Below are 15,724 nucleotides of genomic sequence, written 5' to 3'. Positions count from 1 at the left end.
CCAATATGGAGATATCACAGAACTCATTGCGTATTTAGCATGCATCCTCACTCAATCAACGAGGCGCTGCCCATGCTCACCCATCGTCGCTGGACCTCACTGGATAGCGCTGATCATGGCTGGCTGCAGGCCAAGTACCACTTCATTGTCAGTGCCGACGGCAACCCCGCGCACAGCGCACTGGGGCCGCTGGTGGTGTGGAACGATGACGAGATAGCGCCGGGGCACGGCTTCCCGATGCATGGCCACCAGGACATGGAAATCGTGACCTACGTCCGTCAGGGCATCCTCGGCCACCGCGACAGCCTGGGTGAACAAGGCAGCCTGCATGCCGGGGACGTGCAGGTGGTCAGCGCCGGCAGTGGCATCCGCCACACCGAGTTCAACCAGGGCGAGGGCCCCCTCAGGCTGTACCAGATCTGGTTGCTGCCGCGCACCCGCGGTGAGGCGCCACGCTGGGCCACACGGCGCTTCCCCAAGGCTGACAAAGCCGGGCGCTTCGCCGTACTGGCCAGCGGCTTTGGCGAAGATCGCGAGGCCTTGCCGCTGCGCGCCGATGCCCGCCTGCTGGCCGCCACGCTGCAGCGGGGCGAACAACTGCGGCAGCCGCTCGACACCGCACGCCAGGCCTACCTGGTGGTGGCCTCCGGGCGAATCGAAGTCGATGGCCAAGCGGTGGGTGCACTGGATGGCGTGGCCATCACCGACGCGTGCGCCATCCACATTCACGCCCTTGAAGATTCCGAGCTGGTGATGGTGGACGCCGGCTGAGTTTCCTACCTCTCAGTCCACCGAACAGGAGAACACCATGAACCGTTACCACTACCTTCCACTGCTGGGCCGTGTGCTGATAGGCCTGCCCTTCTTCATGAGCGGGCTTGGCAAACTGGCCGCCCATGATGCCACCGTCGGCTACATCGCCTCGGTTGGCCTGCCCGCGCCGGGCCTGGCCTACCTTGCCGCCCTCCTGATCGAGGCCGGTGGTGGCCTGCTGCTGATCGCCGGATACCGCACCCGTGCAGTGGCCCTGGCCTTGGCCGTGTTCAGCGTGATCGCCGCGGTGTTCTTCCACCACGATTTCGCCGACCAGAACCAGATGATCCACTTCCTGAAAAACGTGATGATGGCGGGCGGGTTGCTGCAGATCGTGTTCTTTGGTGCAGGGCCATTGAGCCTGGATGCGCGCCTGGGCCGCACTGCCACGCCGAGCAGTGCTGCCAGCCTTGGCTAACGGTTGGTCTAGGTGAACCCGCGCCTGCAGGGCAGGCGCCGTTCTCAAATGCAAACCGGGTACCGTTAGGCTGAAACGCCCTGGCAAAGGCTCAGAAGCGCTCTTCAACCACCTTGAACGGGTAGGCGACAGCCTTGTACTTGCCGATCTTGCCGCGCTTGGGCAGTTTGACCACCTCGTCGCGGGTAACGTCCTTGTACGGCACGCGTGTCAGCAGGTGGCTGATGATGTTCAGCCGGGCACGGCGTTTATCGTTGGAGTGGGCCAGAAACCAGGGCGCCCAGGATGAGTCGGACGCGGCGAACATCTCGTCGCGGGCACGGGTGTAGTCATCCCAGCGGCTGTAGGACTTGAGGTCCATGGGTGACAGCTTCCACAGCTTGCGGCCATCGTTGATGCGGTCCTGCAGGCGCCGGGTCTGCTCCTCGGCGCTGACTTCCAGCCAGTATTTGACGAGGATGATCCCCGACTCGACCATCAACTTTTCCAGCAACGGCACTACGGTGAGGAATTTGCTGGCCTGCTCCTCGGTGCAAAAGCCCATCACCCGCTCCACGCCAGCACGGTTGTACCAACTGCGGTCGAAGATCACCACTTCGCCGGCGGCCGGCAGGTGGTTGAGGTAACGCTGGGCGTACATCTGGGTCTTTTCCCGCTCGGTAGGCGCCGGCAACGCCACCACCCGGAACACCCGTGGGCTGACCCGCTCGGTGATGGCCTTGATGGTGCCACCCTTGCCGGCACCGTCGCGGCCCTCGAACAGGATGCATACCTTCAGGCCTTTGGCCACGACCCACTCCTGCAGTTTTACCAACTCCACATGCAGGCTCTTGAGTTGCTTCTCGTACGCCTTGCCGCCCAACTTCTCTACGGGTGCTTGCTGGTCCTTTTTCCTGGACGGCTTTGCCATGACACACTCCTGAGGGCAAATGAACAATCAGTATGGTCGATCCCGGCCCATTTACTTCGCCAGCGTGTTGTAGCTGGTCATCAGGTTGCGGTAGTCCGGCAGGTGGTTGGAGAACAACGTCCCCAGCCCCTCGATATCGTTACGCCAGTCACGGTGCAGTTCGCAGGCCACGCCAAACCAGGTCATCAGTTGCGCCCCGGCAGCCTCCATGCGCCGCCAGGCCGAATCGCGGGTCAGCGCGTTGAACGTGCCAGAGGCATCGGTGACCACGAACACCTCAAAGCCCTCCTCCAGCGCCGACAATGCCGGGAAGGCCACACACACTTCGGTCACCACTCCGGCAATCAGCAACTGCTTCTTGCCGGTTGCCTTCACCGCCTTGACGAAGTCTTCGTTATCCCAGGCGTTGATGTTGCCGGGCCGGGCGATGTACGGGGCGTCGGGGAATTGCGCCTTGAGTTCGGGCACCAGCGGGCCGTTAGGGCCGGTTTCGAAACTGGTGGTGAGAATGGTCGGCAGTTTGAAGTACTGGGCCAGGTCAGCCAGGGCCAGCACGTTGTTCTTGAAGCGGTCGGGGTCGATATCTCGAACCAGCGACAGCAGGCCGGCCTGGTGATCGACCAGCAGGACCGCAGCGTTGTTCTTGTCCAGACGTTTGTATTGGAAAGCCATGACCGATCTCCTTGCTTGCGCGGGTTAGGAGTATCAGCGTAGGCAAGGATGGGGTAAGGGAAAGACCGTCAGTCGGTCGGGGCGTCAATACTCGCGGCGCTTGCCGAAGGCCCAGCGCCCTGCAAGCACGGTGAATGTCGCCACCAATGCCACCAGCACCCAGAAGCCGTGTGGGTCGTCCGCCAGCGGTACGCCACCGACGTTCATGCCAAAAAAGCCAGCAATGATGTTGATGGGCAGCGCCAGCACGGTCACCACCGTCAGGGTGAACAGCGTGCGGTTGGTCTGCTCGTTGAGCTTGGCCGCGATTTCTTCCTGCAACAGTTTGATCCGCTCACCCAGGGTGGTGAGGTCGCTGATCACCAGGGTGAACTCTTCAGTGGCTGAGCGCAGTTGGCGCATGTCCTGCTCCTGCAACCACTCAGGCGGGCGGTTTAGCAGCCGCAGCAACGCACCAGGCTCTAACGCCAACAGGCGCTGGAGGCGCACCAGCACGCGGCGCATGCTGCTCAGTTCAGCGCGGTTGTCGCTCAGGCGTTGCGACAGCAACTGGTCCTCGATACGGTCGACGCTGCTGGTGGTCTCGCGCACGATCTGGGTCAGCACGTCGCCTTGGTCGCGTAGCAGATGGACCAGCAACTCGATGGGCGAATGAAAGCATTCGCCCTTCTTGACCGATGAGCGCAGCTTGTCCACCGAATGCAGCGGCTGCAGCCGCGCACTGACCAGCAGCCGGCTGCTGGCGCACGCCCACAGCGTGGACACATCCGATGACACCAGGCCGAAGTTGAACACCACGTCGTTGACCACCGCCAGCAGGGCCGAATCGGCGTGTTCGATGCGCGTGGAGCGCGAGCCCTCACGCAGCGTCTCGAAGAAAGCTTCCGGTAGTGCCAGGTGGGCACGCAACCAGCGCTCGCAGGCGGCATGGGCAAGGTTGAGGTGCAGCCAGAGGAATTCGTCTGGGTCTGCCGGCTCGCTGAGCGTGCGCAAGGCCTGGGCCGAGTCGATCTCACGGCCGGGCTGGCCAGGACGAAAGGCAAAAGCGTAGAGCAGGCCGAACAGGTCATGGTCCTGTTGAGGGTGCAGCGCGTGATGACCCATTCGAACTCGCAATGAGGCACTGGGGTGGATGGCAGAAATGTTGCGGGATGTAAGTTGCAGTTCGATGACAACGGTCCCTGCAGCGGTAGAGGGCGCAGGAGGTAGTACCGTTGGTTTACAAATTCCTGAACTAATTATTTCCCCGCAGCGATTTTTCCCCTTGCCCACCCCCACCAGAATCGCTTCACCACAATCACAATAACCCTGAGACCATTTCCGTGGACCAGCCACTGCGGGGCGTGCGGCAACAGTGCCCGCACACGCCGGTGATGGTAGCTGTCGAGATGGCCTGACTGGATACTGACCATGACCACTTCCCATTACATCGCTGGCCGCTGGGTCGAAGGCCTGGGCAGCGACTGCATCACCGTCAACGACCCTTCGCTGGGTCAACCCTTTGCCGAATTGATGGCCGCCAGCGTTGCCCAGGTGGACCAGGCCGTGGCCGCAGCGCGCGAGGCCCTGCCCGCCTGGAAACAGGTCAGCGCCAGCGCGCGCGCGCGCTACTTGCGCGGTTTCGCCGACCAATTGGGGCAACGCCGTGAGGCATTGATCGCCTTGCAGATGCGCAACAATGGCAAGCCACGCCACGAGGCCGAGATCGACCTGGACGACGCTGTGGCCACCTTCGTCTATTACGCCGACCTGGCCGAACAACTGCCACAGAAGAATTGCGACGTGCCCCTGGCCGCACCGGGCTTTACCGCACGCACCCGCCTGGAGCCAGTTGGCGTGGTCGGCCTGATCGTGCCGTGGAACTTCCCGCTGGTGACCAGCGCCTGGAAACTCGCCCCAGCCTTGGCGGCAGGCTGCACCGTGGTGCTCAAACCGTCGGAAGTGACGCCGTTGATCGAACAGGCCTATGGCCAGATTGCCGAGACCCTCGGCCTGCCCGCAGGGGTGTTGAACATCGTCAACGGCAAGGCTGAAACCGGTGCCGCGCTGAGCAGCCACAGCGGCCTGGACAAACTGTCGTTCACCGGCAGCAACAGCGTCGGCAGCCAGGTGATGCGCAGTGCGGCAGCGCAATGCCGTCCTGTGACCCTGGAACTGGGCGGCAAGTCGGCAATCGTGGTGTTCGATGATTGCGATGTCGACCAGGCGGTGGAGTGGATCGTCGCCGGTTTTACCTGGAACGCCGGGCAGATGTGCTCGGCGACTTCACGCCTGCTGGTACATGAGGGTATCGCCGACGCGTTGCTGCCGCGCCTGCAGCAAGCGCTGGAACAGCTGCGCGTCGGTAACCCGTCGAGCGCAGAAGTGGACATGGGGCCACTGACCAGCCAGGCGCAATGGCTGAAAGTCGCCAGCTACTTCGCGACCGCCCGTGAAGAAGGCTTGCGGTGCCTGGCCGGAGGCAAGGCACTGGACCGCGAAGGTTGGTTCGTCAGCCCGACGCTGTACACCGATGTGCCGGTGGACAGCCGTTTGTGGACCGAGGAAATCTTCGGCCCGGTGCTGTGCGCGCGGCGCTTTTCGACTGAAGCGCAAGCGATTGCTGAAGCCAACGACAGCCGGTTTGGCCTGGTCGCCACGGTTTGCTCGGCTGACCTGGAGCGCGCGGAGCGTGTGGCCGATGCGCTGGAAGTCGGGCATGTGTGGATCAACTCGGTGCAGGCGGTGTTCGTCGAGACGTCGTGGGGGGGCACCAAGGGCAGCGGGATTGGGCGTGAGCTTGGGCCTTGGGGGTTGTCGGGCTACCTCTCGGTCAAGCATGTGACCCGCTGCTTGGGCTGATCAGCTAAGGCGGGGCAAGCCCGCCCCACATGAAGTGCGTAAGCGTCTGGTAGTTGAGCCCGACAATCGCTCCCCCAGGTAACCTGCCACGCTACCTGGGGTGGGGTTCACACCGTCTCGTCAGCCGGGCGCGAACCTTCCTGCACCAGCACCATGCTCTGCGGCGACGACAGAGCAATACCTTCGTCGCGCAGCCGCCCCAGGATGGTGAACAACAGGTCGCTACGCGCGCCCGATACCTGCCGCGGTCCCGCCACATAACCGCTGACACTGATCACCATGCCATTGGCCGTCAGGTCCTTGAAGCTCACCGACGGCGCCGGTGCATCCAGGATCGACTCATGCTCGTGATAAGCGGCCAGCAATAGCTCACGTACCCGATTGGCGTCCGTCTCCAGCGGCAAGGTCAGGCTGATGCCGACCACGCCCAGGGCGTTGCCCATGGTGACGTTGCGCACGTTCTGCGAAATGAACTGCGAGTTGGGCACAATCACCGTGGAGCGGTCGGACATCTGGATCTCGGTGGCACGCACGTTGATCCGGCGAATGTCCCCCTCCACCCCGGCCAGGCTCACCCAGTCACCCACCTTGACCGGGCGCTCGGTGAGCAGGATCAGGCCGGAGATGAAGTTCTGCACGATCTGCTGCAAGCCAAAACCGATACCCACCGACAGCGCACTGACCACCCAGGTCAGGCTGGTCAGGTTGATGCGCAAGGTCGACATCACCAGCATGGCCAGGAACAGGAAGCCCAGGTAACCGACCAGGGTCACCAGCGAGGCACGCATGCCGGCGTCCATGTCGGTTTCCGGCAGCAGGCGCTCGCTCAGCCAGCGCTTGAGTACCCGAATGCCGAACAGGCCGCCGAAGAACATCGCCACGGCCAACAGGATGTCTTGCGGCACGATGTTCAGGTTGCCCAGCACCTTGCCACCGGTGCCGTCCCAGTCACCCAGGCTGAGCAGCAGCTCACCGGGGCTGGTGCCCGAAGGCATCAGTGCCAGCAGCACCGCCAGGAACAGCAGCACCGTGCGGCCAATGCCGGCCAATATGGTGCTGGCCTGAGCCTGGTGACGTGGCGCCAGGCCCAGTGTCGAGGCCAGGGCCAAGCCGCCGGGCTGGCGCGGTGACAGCAGTGTTTCACACAGATCGCCCAGGAAGGTGATCAGCAGGTAGGCGCAGGTGGCGACCACGCTGATCCAAAGCAGCTTGGCCGTGAGGAAATACGCCAGGGTCAGGTAGCCGGTGAGCAGGGTCAGCACGATCAGCCCGACCCAGACCACGATCACGAACGGGATCAACCCGGCCATGCCGGTCGGGCGCTCCAGGTCGTGCTTGCGCAAGGTACGGCGGTAGCGAATCAGCGCGCTGGAGAAAATCGCCGTCACCACCAGTGCCGTCAGCCCGTTGGTGGCCACGGTCAGCGCCAGGCTGGTGCCGATCACGCTGTTGATGCGCTCCATGGTCAGCATCACCATCAGCGCCAAGGCCAGTAGCTTGGGGAACCAACCCAGGGCGCTGGCCACCTCGTCGTGGATCGGAGGCAGGCGCCAGGACGGGCGCTGCAGCATCAGCATGGCGCGGCCCAGGCCGGTGATGAAGGCGCTGAACACCACCAGTGTGAGGAAGTGATTGGTCAGGCTGGCAATATCGGACCCCAGCTGCGCGCTGCTCTCCAGGCCCCACCGCAACAGCGCCACGGAGCCGGCAATGGTGCCCAGGGTGGCCAGGCTCACCCCCAATGCCAGCGCGCTACGGCGCAAACGGCCTTCGGGCAACCAGCGAATCATGGCATCGGCGAGCAAGCGCTCCAGTACCCGGCGAGCCAGCGTCCAGACCAGGATCGCTGCCACCAGGCTTGTGATGAAGAACCAGCGGTGCTCGGCGCTGAAGGCACTGGCGACGGCATCGGCCGCCTCGCCACGCAAATCGCGCAGGCGCAGCACGTCTTCATCGGTCGGGCGGATCAATGACTGCCAGAAGGCCGGGCTCAGGGGGCTGGCTGCACGGCTGGTGACCTGTGAGTTGAACTGGCTGCGGCGCAGGTTGACGATCTGGGTGGACAGGTCGCGCGCCGACTGGGTCAGCTTGCTGGCCTGTTCCTGCTCGGCGAGCAGGGCCTTTTTCTCGGCCTCCAGCTGCTTGCGCTGCGAGGTGAGGCTGGCGGCTTCGTCCGGCTGCACCGGGCCGATGACCTTGAGCTTGTCGTCAAGTTTGTCCACGTCGGCCGTGCGCAGGGCACTCAATGCATCGGCCTGGCGCTGGACCTGTACGGCAGCCAGGCGCAACTGCGACAACAAGTCGTCGTTGGCGTTGCTGGTCACCCCTTGACGAATCTGGTCCAGACGATCGCTCAACTGCTCGATGCTGGCATTCTCGTCCAGCACGGGCAGCTCAGCGGCGGCCAGGCTGGACACCGGCGCAGAAGCCGACCACGCCGGCGCAGCGAGCGCCAGCATCAGGGCCATTACACCCAGGTAAAAACGGGCAAGGCTGACACGCCTCATCGAATGTTCCTCTTTGCACTTCGATTTGGCGGTGGATTCTACGCGGCTTGAGGCAATCAGGAGAGTGCCGTTTCTCGCGCCAACAATTGCCGCTTGCGCTCCACACCCCAGCGGTAGCCGCTGATGTCACCGTCACGGCGCACCACGCGGTGACACGGAATGGCCACGGCAATGCGGTTAGCCGCGCAGGCCATGGCCACGGCGCGTACGGCTTTGGGGGCACCGATACGTTCAGCGATCTCGGTGTAGCTCACCCGGCTGCCCACCGGCACTTCGCGCAATGCTTGCCAGACCCGCTCCTGAAAGGCCGTACCCTGCACATCCAAGGGCAGGTCCAGGCCAAGTGCGGGTGCTTCGACAAAGCCCACCACCTCGGCAACCAGGCGTTCGTACGCGGCATCGCCACCGATCAGCCGGGCCTTGGGGAACTGGTCCTGCAACTGCTCGAGCAGCGCTTGGGGTTCATCGCCCAGCAGAATCGAGCAGATGCCTTTTTCGCTCTGGGCCACCAGGATTGCGCCCAGAGAACACTGACCAACGGCGAAGTGAATGGTCGCGCCCGCGCCACCAGCGCGGTATTGGCGTGGGCGCATACCCAGCCGCTGGTCGGCGCTTTCGTAGAACCGGCTGTTGGAGTTGTAACCGGCGTCATAGATGGCATCGGTCACCGAGCGTTGCCCATCGCCCAGCCGTTCGCGCAGGCGGCGGGCGCCCAAGGCCGTGGCGTAGGCCTTGGGCGTGAGGCCGGTTTCGGCCTTGAACAGCCGGTGCAGGTGAAACGGGCTGACGGCCAGTTGCGCGCCAAGTTGGTCGAGGCTGGGAGGGGTGTCGCTGCTTTCGAGCAGGCGGCAGGCCCGGGCGACCAGCTCGCTGCGGCGATTGACGACCGGCGTGTTCAGGCAACGCCGGCACGGGCGATAGCCGGCGGCTTCGGCAGCGGTGGCCTGGGCGAAGAATTCGACATTCTCGCGTTTGGCCATGCGTGAGGTGCAGCCGGGTTGGCAGTACACCCCAGTGGTGCGCACGGCGTAGACGAAGTGGCCTGCGGCTGCGGTGTCGCGGGTCTGAACGGCTTGCCAGCGTTGGTCATCGGTGCTGTAGGGGGTCATTGGGGTATGCCTCATCTGCTTGTCTGGTCTGGGCCGGCTGTTTCGCGGCAGCCCGCTTCCACAGGTGCTTGGGATGACTTAAAGCCTGATGCAGGGCTCAGGCCCGCCACAGGTACCAGGCCGCCACTGTCCGGTAGGGACGCCACCCACCCCCCAGTGAACGCATCTGCGCTGGCGTCGGTGCCTTTTCCAGCCCCTTGAGCCGGCGATACCCCTCACGTACGCCAAAATCGTCCACCGGCAAGATATCCGATCGCTCCAGGCTGTAGATCAACAACATTTCCACCGTCCAACGCCCCACGCCGCGCAACGCGACCAGGCGCTCGATCAAGGCATCGTCCGTCATCGCCAACGCTTCTTCCCGACAGGGCACTGCACCGTCCCGTGTCGCCTGGGCCACCCCCTGCAGGGTGGCCAGCTTGCTCGCTGAAAAACCACAGGCGCGCAGCGTTTGCGGCGCCACCGCCAGCAACTGCTGCGGCGTGGGGAAGCCTTGGCCAGGAAACAGCGCCAGCAATCGCCCTAGAATCGCTTCGGCCGCGCGGGCGTGCAGTTGCTGATAGGCAATTGCCCGCACCAGCGCCTCATAGGGCTCGCGCCCAGGTGTCGCCCGGTGCAGACAAGGCCCGGTCGCAGCAATGTGCCGTGCCCAGTCAGGGTCCAGCGCGGCGAGGTGGTCGGCGGCCTCGCGGTAGGCTTCGGGCGAGAGGTCGGTCAGGATCATCCAGCGCTCCAATGGGTTCAGTGCAGGTCCAGCTTAACCCACCCGCATGCCTGCGAAACGCCGGATCTTGCGCGGCTAATTCCGGGCTTACCGTTGCTCAGAGCCATCATCCGCGCATAGAATTGAGAACCATTCACAGTCGTATATGTTCTATCCAAGGGACCAGGCCTTCGCAACGATGCAGATCAACGACACGCTCAAGCCGGCCGAGGTCGCCCTGCTTTATCAGGCCCACCACGCCTGGCTTCGTGGCTGGCTGCGCAGCCGGGTCGGCTGCCAGGAGCATGCCGCGGACCTGGCGCAAGACACCTTCGTGCGCCTGCTGCGCGCACGCCAGGTTTCGCCGCTCAAGGAGCCACGCGCGTACCTCAGCAGCATTGCCCGGGGGCTGATGATCGACCAGTTCCGCCGCCGCGCACTGGAGCGAGCCTATCAGGAAAGCCTGGCCCACCTGCCCGAAGGCGAAGTACCCAGTGAAGAACATCGGCTGGTCATTCTCGATACCCTCGAACGCCTCGACCGTGCGTTGCTGCAGCTCAAGCCGAGGGTGCGCCAGGCCTTTCTGCTGGCTCAGCTCGATGGCCTGAGCATCCCGCAAATTGCCCTGCGCCTCGAGGTGTCGCGGGCCACCATCGAACGCGACCTGGCCAAGGCCCTGGGCGTCTGCTACCGGTTGCGCTATGCCGAGCCCTGATCGCGCGCCAGCGCAGGCCCAGGTCGACCAGGCCATCGAATGGCTGGTAAAGCTGCGCTTCGATACCCCAAGCCCGGCTACCGAGCAGCAGTTCCAGCAATGGCTGGGCCGCCACCCGCATAATGCGCAGGCCTGGCAGCGCGTCAGCAGCTTAAGTGACGAGTTGGCCGGGCTGCCCAGCGGGCTGAGCCAGCGTACCCTGGAAGGCAGCCAGCGCCAGCGTATGAACCGGCGTGACCACCTCAAGCTGCTGGCGGTACTGGCGGCCGGTGGCAGCCTCGGCTGGGCCGCGCGTGAGCCCTTGGGGTTGTCGGGCCTGATGGCCGATAGCAGCACCGCCACTGGCGAGCGCCGCCAGTTGCAGGGCAGCGATGGCAGCCGGCTTCAGCTCAATACAGCCAGCGCCATCGACCTGCGCTACAGCGCCGATCAACGCGAACTGGCCCTGCTGCGGGGTGAAGTAAGCCTGGACGTAAACGCTGACGACAACCGGCTGTTCCGTATCACCACGCGGGTCGGCGCCCTCGGCACCACTGACGGCCAACTGCTGCTGCGTGAGAATGATCAAGGTTTGCTGCTGGCCGTGCGCCGCGGCGAAGTCACGCTGTTCCCCGCCTCGGCTTCGCCCCGCCTGGTAGGCCCCGGCGAGATACTGCAGGTATCGGCCAACGGCTCCTATCAACAGGCCAGCGTGCATGGCGACCCCTGGGGTTGGACCGACGGGGTGCTCAGCGTGCAACAGATGCCCCTGGGTGAATTCGCCGCCGAACTGTCGCGCTATCGCCCGGGCCTGCTGCGCTGCGCCCCTGAAGTGGCCGGGCTGAAAGTCTCCGGCACCTATCAACTGGGTGACACCGGGCAGATCCTGCAGTTGCTTGCGCGCAGCCTGCCGGTGCGCATCGACTACCGCACGCGCTATTGGGTCAGCATCGGCGCGGCCTAAAAATATCAAAAAAGAATGAGGTGGAATCTCATTCTCGTCCGGCCTGAAGGAACAAAGCCCGAAAAGTGGTCTACGAAACCTTCAGGAGCGGTCCATGATTCACCCGTGTTCCCCCCGCAATGACAGGCTGCGCCATGCCGTGCGCGCCGCCGTGTTCGGCCTTGGCCTGGGCAGCGCCTGCGCACTGCCCGCGCAGGCCATGGCCGCACCTGCCAGCCAGCATCAGCAAATCGACTGGAACATTGCACCCGGCCCCTTGGCCACCGCGCTGGACCAGCTGGCCAGGCAAGGCGGCCTGAACCTGTCGTTCGATGCGAACAGCCTGCAAGGCAAGACCACCCGGGGCGTGCAGGGCCGCCACGACAGTGCCCAGGCGCTGTCCATCCTGCTCCAGGGCAGCGCTGTGCAGGTGCAACAGGAGGGCGACAACAGCTTTCTGTTGATCCCTGCGGTAGACGCCGGCGGTGCGCTGGAGCTGGGAGCCACCAGCATCTCCAGCAACCGCCTGGGCGAAACCACCGAGAACACCGGCTCTTACACCACTGGCGCGGTCACCATCGGCAAGACCGCACAGAGCATCCGCCATACCCCGCAGTCAGTGACGGTGGTCACCCGCCAGCGCATCGACGACCAGAACATCACCAACCTCACCAGCCTGCTCGAACAGACCCCTGGCGTGGTGGTCAACCTCACTGACAGTGAGCGCGTGCAGTACTACTCGCGCGGCTACGCGATCGATGCCATCCAGTACGACGGCGCCACCGTGGTGCAAAGCAGCGGGGGTGGCTCGTTCATCCAGAGCGATTCGGCGATCATCGACCGCGCCGAAATCCTGCGCGGCGCCACCGGCATGATCCGTGGCGCGGGCAACCCGTCCGGCACCGTCAACCTGGTGCGCAAGCGGCCGACGTACGAATTCCAGGGCGAAGGCAGCGTTACCCTCGGCTCCTGGGACGCCCAGCGCTATGTCGCCGATATCTCCGGCCCGCTGACAGAGACCGGCAATGTGCGTGGCCGCGTGATTGCGGTGCACGATGACAAGGACCACTTTCAGGACTCGCGCATGGAACGCAAGGAAGTGTTCTACGGCGTGCTGGCCTTCGACCTGAATGACAGCACCACCCTGACCACCGGCCTGGAATGGACCAAACTCGATGCCACCGGCGCCTGGGGCAACCTACCCGCCGACTATGATGGTTCGCCCCTGCCACTGGGCCGCAGCACGTACCTGGGCGCCGACTGGAACCGTTGGGACCGCAGCAACCTGCAGACCTTCGCCGAGCTGGAGCACCGCTTCGACAACGACTGGAAGCTCAAGCTGATGGCCCAGCGCACGCATTTCAAGCTCGATGACAACGGTTTCAAGCAGACCTACTTCAGCCGCGCCACCGGCGCCGCCAACCCGACCAACAACCCTTACCTGATGAACTACCAGGTCACCGAGGGCGATGGTGGCGAAAGCCTGCAGAACAACCTGAGCGCTACCTTGAACGGGCCGTTCGACCTGCTGGGCCGCACCCACGAACTGATGCTCGGCGTCGAGCGCATCCGTAACGACTCTTACGCTTCGGCCACCAACTTCGTGAACTCCGGGGTGTTCGACATCCGCGAATGGAACCCAAAGAGCAGCCTGCCCGAACCGCACATCGACATCACCGCCCACCCGGTGCGTACGCGCACGACCCAAGAAGGTGCCTACGCCACTTGGCGCATTTCCCTGGCCGACCCGCTCACCGCGATCATCGGCGCCCGGGCCAACTGGTATGACTACGAACAAGAAAACAACACCCGGTCCAACGGCACGTTCAGCGTCGACAACAAGATCGTGCCCTACGCGGCGCTGATCTACGACCTCAACGACACCTTCAGCACCTACGCCAGCTACACCGAAATCTTCAACCCGCAAACCGCTACCGACGTCAGCGGCTCGGTGCTTGAGCCCGTCACCGGCGAGGCCTACGAGACGGGTATCAAGGGTGAGTTCTACGAGGGGCGGCTGAACGCCTCGCTAGCGTTCTTTCGCATCTACCAGGTGGGCAACCCGCTGGATGACGTGAGCGGCCCCAACCCCTGCCTGCCCAACTACACCTCGGGCTACTGCAAGGTCGCGGCCGGCAAGAACCGCAGCCAGGGTTTCGAACTGGAGATTTCCGGCGAAGTACTGCCGGGCTGGAACGTGACCGGTGGCTATACCTACAACACCACCGAGTACCTCAAGGACACCAACACCAATACCGGCAATGCCATCCGCACCACCGACCCCAAGCGCATGCTGCGCCTGTTCACCAGCTATCGCCTGCCCGGGGAACTGGAAGCCTGGACCCTCGGCGGCGGCGTGCAGGCGCAGAGCGATATCTACAACCGCAGCGGCAGCGCCGAGGCATCACAGGCGGGATATGCGGTGTACAACGCCATGGTCAACTATCGGTTCAACGAGCACTACTCGTTGCAGCTCAATGCCAACAACATCTTCGACAAGAAGTACTACCGCCAGGTGGCGCCAACGCCGACCGGGTATTACTGGGGTGACCCGCGCAATGTGTCGGTAACCTTGCGCGGTAGTTTCTGATCCAGGCTTCATCGCGGGTGAACCCACTGCCGGCGAAAGCGCCGGCAGTGGCAACAAGCGTCTTCAGTCCGCCAATGCCCGCAGCTTCCCCGCCCGCCGATACGACTGCCGCGCAAAGCACACGAACAGCCCAGCCATGATCGCCAGCGCCATCGGCAAGCCGTGCGGCGCCACATCCATCGCCGCACCGCTGACCAGCGGCCCGACCAAACTGCCCACACCCCACAGCAAGCCGACGCTGGCATTGGCGGTCACCAGGTCCTGGCCCTTGAACCGTTGCCCGATCAGCACCAGCGCCAGGGTGTAGATACCCCCTGCCACCGCGCCCAGCACCACCAGTAGAGGCCACAGCAGCCAGGTCATCTGCAGCAGCCACGGCAAGGCGATACCGATCGCCATCGCCACCAGCCCACACATCAGGTGCAGCCCGGTGCGCTCGACCCGGTCGGCCAACCAGCCCAGGGGCAGTTGGAACACCATGTCACCGGCAAACACCACGGTCACCATCAGCGCCGCCACGCCTACGGCAAAGCCGTGGCTGGTGGCATACACCGGCAACAGCGACAGCACCACAGCGTCGAAGAACGAGAAGAACAGCACGGCCACGCACAGGGCCGGCGCTACGCGGAAGAAGCCTGCCAGGCCGAAACTTTTCTCGCCTTCATCGCCATGGGCCACACGGTCGTTGGGCACCGTGAACAAAATGCACAGCAGGGCCAGGCCATAACAGAGCGTGACCACGCCGGTAATCCACGGGCTGTTGGCGCCAAACACCGCGAGCATCGCGGGCCCAAGCACCTGGAAACCGGTGAAGCTGGTGGCATACAGGGCCATGATCTTGCCGCGGTTATGGTCCGGGCACAGTTCGTTGACCCACGATTCGCCGAGGATGATCGCGATCCCCATGCCGATCCCCAAGCCAAGGCGCAACACGGCCAGTAGCCAGATCGAGCTGAACGCCGACTCCAGCAAGGCGATGCTGACGGTACACAGGCTGAAGCACAGCAGGTAGATGGTGCGTCGGGTCAGCAGCCGGCAGCAGGCGTCGACCATGAACGCCGAGAGCATCATGCCCGCCGCAGGGATGGCCGAGATGATGCCGATTTCCAGGGTACCCGCCCCGGCCTCATGCAGGCGCAACGATACCAGCGGCAGGCTGGCCCCCAAGCTGAAGCCAACGACCGACACGGCGAACAGAAGGCCCGCCAGCAAACGCATGTTCATGTACCACTCCCAGCAAAACTGAAAAGACGCATAGATACAGGCGCCCACGCGCACGCCGGGACGGCGGACGACGCAGAGGCGCAGGTCAGTTCAGGATGCGGTGTGGCGAGAAGGTGAAGGCAAACAGCACGCTGCGGCGACGCTTGAGCACCGTATCGCTCGGCCACGCGCGACGCATGGCCTGGAGGGCAGGCTGGCGAGCATGTGGGAGGGACTGTGTACGGCGCATTGCTTTGGCTACTACGCAGGTGGGGGAACGAGGCGGCACTCTAGGCCATGCCCGGTGTGTCGTCAATTGCC

General features: G+C 64.1%; 14 protein-coding genes. 6 read left to right on the top strand and 8 right to left on the bottom strand.

The genetic code is table 11. The annotated features are described in order from the left end of the window. Window positions 1-72 precede the first annotated feature (72 nt). Both L6D80_RS11030 and L6D80_RS11025 read left to right on the top strand, forming a co-directional pair. Entirely contained in the window at window positions 73-771 is a 699-nt protein-coding gene (locus L6D80_RS11030) for a pirin family protein (RefSeq protein WP_054900783.1), read from the top strand. Between the two features lie 37 nt (window positions 772-808). Then, entirely contained in the window at window positions 809-1,231 is a 423-nt protein-coding gene (locus tag L6D80_RS11025) for a DoxX family protein (protein ID WP_054900693.1), read from the top strand. 91 nt (window positions 1,232-1,322) lie between these two features. On the opposite strand, the gene ppk2 is transcribed toward L6D80_RS11025, so the two are convergent. The 3 genes from ppk2 to L6D80_RS11010 form a co-directional block, all read right to left on the bottom strand. Then, window positions 1,323-2,141, bottom strand: coding sequence for a polyphosphate kinase 2 (gene ppk2 / locus L6D80_RS11020; RefSeq protein ID WP_176513503.1), 819 nt, complete (start codon window positions 2,139-2,141; stop codon window positions 1,323-1,325). Window positions 2,142-2,192: 51 nt separating this feature from the next. Continuing rightward, window positions 2,193-2,813, bottom strand: coding sequence for an isochorismate family cysteine hydrolase YcaC (gene ycaC, locus L6D80_RS11015; RefSeq protein WP_054900691.1), 621 nt, complete (start codon window positions 2,811-2,813; stop codon window positions 2,193-2,195). An 84-nt stretch (window positions 2,814-2,897) separates the two neighbouring features. Further along, window positions 2,898-3,917: a transporter gene (locus L6D80_RS11010; protein ID WP_054900690.1), complete on the bottom strand. Its 1,020-nt coding sequence runs from the start codon at window positions 3,915-3,917 to the stop codon at window positions 2,898-2,900. Window positions 3,918-4,223: 306 nt separating this feature from the next. On the opposite strand from L6D80_RS11010, the gene L6D80_RS11005 reads away from it, so the two are divergent. After that, window positions 4,224-5,654, top strand: a complete 1,431-nt coding sequence (locus L6D80_RS11005; RefSeq protein ID WP_176513501.1) for an aldehyde dehydrogenase family protein — start codon at window positions 4,224-4,226, stop codon at window positions 5,652-5,654. Window positions 5,655-5,761: 107 nt separating this feature from the next. Here L6D80_RS11005 and L6D80_RS11000 read toward each other — a convergent pair whose 3' ends face one another. The 3 genes from L6D80_RS11000 to L6D80_RS10990 form a co-directional block, all read right to left on the bottom strand. After that, window positions 5,762-8,161 (bottom strand): DUF3772 domain-containing protein, encoded by a 2,400-nt coding sequence (locus L6D80_RS11000; RefSeq protein WP_054900688.1) that lies wholly within the window; start codon window positions 8,159-8,161, stop codon window positions 5,762-5,764. Window positions 8,162-8,217: 56 nt separating this feature from the next. Continuing rightward, complete coding sequence (ada, locus tag L6D80_RS10995) at window positions 8,218-9,270, bottom strand: bifunctional DNA-binding transcriptional regulator/O6-methylguanine-DNA methyltransferase Ada (RefSeq protein ID WP_176513499.1); 1,053 nt, start codon at window positions 9,268-9,270, stop codon at window positions 8,218-8,220. A gap of 97 nt (window positions 9,271-9,367) precedes the next feature. Next, window positions 9,368-9,994: a DNA-3-methyladenine glycosylase family protein gene (locus tag L6D80_RS10990; RefSeq protein ID WP_176513497.1), complete on the bottom strand. Its 627-nt coding sequence runs from the start codon at window positions 9,992-9,994 to the stop codon at window positions 9,368-9,370. A 178-nt stretch (window positions 9,995-10,172) separates the two neighbouring features. Here L6D80_RS10990 and L6D80_RS10985 point away from each other — a divergent pair, with 178 nt between their 5' ends. From L6D80_RS10985 to L6D80_RS10975, 3 genes are all read left to right on the top strand, one after another. Beyond that, a complete protein-coding gene (locus L6D80_RS10985; RefSeq protein ID WP_176513495.1) occupies window positions 10,173-10,688 on the top strand; it encodes a sigma-70 family RNA polymerase sigma factor in 516 nt (171 codons plus the stop codon). Then, on the top strand, window positions 10,675-11,631 hold the full coding sequence (locus L6D80_RS10980) for a FecR domain-containing protein (protein WP_176513493.1): 957 nt from the start codon (window positions 10,675-10,677) through the stop codon (window positions 11,629-11,631). The genes L6D80_RS10985 and L6D80_RS10980 overlap by 14 nt, the downstream gene beginning before the upstream one ends. Window positions 11,632-11,725: 94 nt before the next feature. Further along, a complete protein-coding gene (locus L6D80_RS10975; protein ID WP_176513491.1) occupies window positions 11,726-14,200 on the top strand; it encodes a TonB-dependent siderophore receptor in 2,475 nt (824 codons plus the stop codon). 63 nt (window positions 14,201-14,263) lie between these two features. On the opposite strand, the gene L6D80_RS10970 is transcribed toward L6D80_RS10975, so the two are convergent. Both L6D80_RS10970 and L6D80_RS10965 read right to left on the bottom strand, forming a co-directional pair. Then, window positions 14,264-15,424, bottom strand: a complete 1,161-nt coding sequence (locus L6D80_RS10970) for an MFS transporter (RefSeq protein ID WP_176513489.1) — start codon at window positions 15,422-15,424, stop codon at window positions 14,264-14,266. A gap of 85 nt (window positions 15,425-15,509) precedes the next feature. Next, complete coding sequence (locus L6D80_RS10965) at window positions 15,510-15,653, bottom strand: hypothetical protein (protein ID WP_176513487.1); 144 nt, start codon at window positions 15,651-15,653, stop codon at window positions 15,510-15,512. Window positions 15,654-15,724 lie beyond the last annotated feature (71 nt).

Source organism: Pseudomonas ceruminis (genome assembly GCF_021602025.1).
In the GTDB taxonomy this organism is placed as follows: Bacteria; Pseudomonadota; Gammaproteobacteria; order Pseudomonadales; family Pseudomonadaceae; genus Aquipseudomonas; species Aquipseudomonas ceruminis.
Note: the sequence above shows the minus strand (reverse complement) of the source record. Positions and strands in the feature narration are given on the sequence as shown.

Coding starts and splice junctions, on each gene's coding strand:
- L6D80_RS11030 (WP_054900783.1), top strand. CDS start 73: ATGCTCACCCATCGTCGCTGGACCTCACTGGATAGCGCTGATCATGGC.
- L6D80_RS11025 (WP_054900693.1), top strand. CDS start 809: ATGAACCGTTACCACTACCTTCCACTGCTGGGCCGTGTGCTGATAGGC.
- ppk2 (WP_176513503.1), bottom strand. CDS start 2,141: ATGGCAAAGCCGTCCAGGAAAAAGGACCAGCAAGCACCCGTAGAGAAG.
- ycaC (WP_054900691.1), bottom strand. CDS start 2,813: ATGGCTTTCCAATACAAACGTCTGGACAAGAACAACGCTGCGGTCCTG.
- L6D80_RS11010 (WP_054900690.1), bottom strand. CDS start 3,917: ATGGGTCATCACGCGCTGCACCCTCAACAGGACCATGACCTGTTCGGC.
- L6D80_RS11005 (WP_176513501.1), top strand. CDS start 4,224: ATGACCACTTCCCATTACATCGCTGGCCGCTGGGTCGAAGGCCTGGGC.
- L6D80_RS11000 (WP_054900688.1), bottom strand. CDS start 8,161: ATGAGGCGTGTCAGCCTTGCCCGTTTTTACCTGGGTGTAATGGCCCTG.
- ada (WP_176513499.1), bottom strand. CDS start 9,270: ATGACCCCCTACAGCACCGATGACCAACGCTGGCAAGCCGTTCAGACC.
- L6D80_RS10990 (WP_176513497.1), bottom strand. CDS start 9,994: ATGATCCTGACCGACCTCTCGCCCGAAGCCTACCGCGAGGCCGCCGAC.
- L6D80_RS10985 (WP_176513495.1), top strand. CDS start 10,173: ATGCAGATCAACGACACGCTCAAGCCGGCCGAGGTCGCCCTGCTTTAT.
- L6D80_RS10980 (WP_176513493.1), top strand. CDS start 10,675: ATGCCGAGCCCTGATCGCGCGCCAGCGCAGGCCCAGGTCGACCAGGCC.
- L6D80_RS10975 (WP_176513491.1), top strand. CDS start 11,726: ATGATTCACCCGTGTTCCCCCCGCAATGACAGGCTGCGCCATGCCGTG.
- L6D80_RS10970 (WP_176513489.1), bottom strand. CDS start 15,424: ATGAACATGCGTTTGCTGGCGGGCCTTCTGTTCGCCGTGTCGGTCGTT.
- L6D80_RS10965 (WP_176513487.1), bottom strand. CDS start 15,653: ATGCGCCGTACACAGTCCCTCCCACATGCTCGCCAGCCTGCCCTCCAG.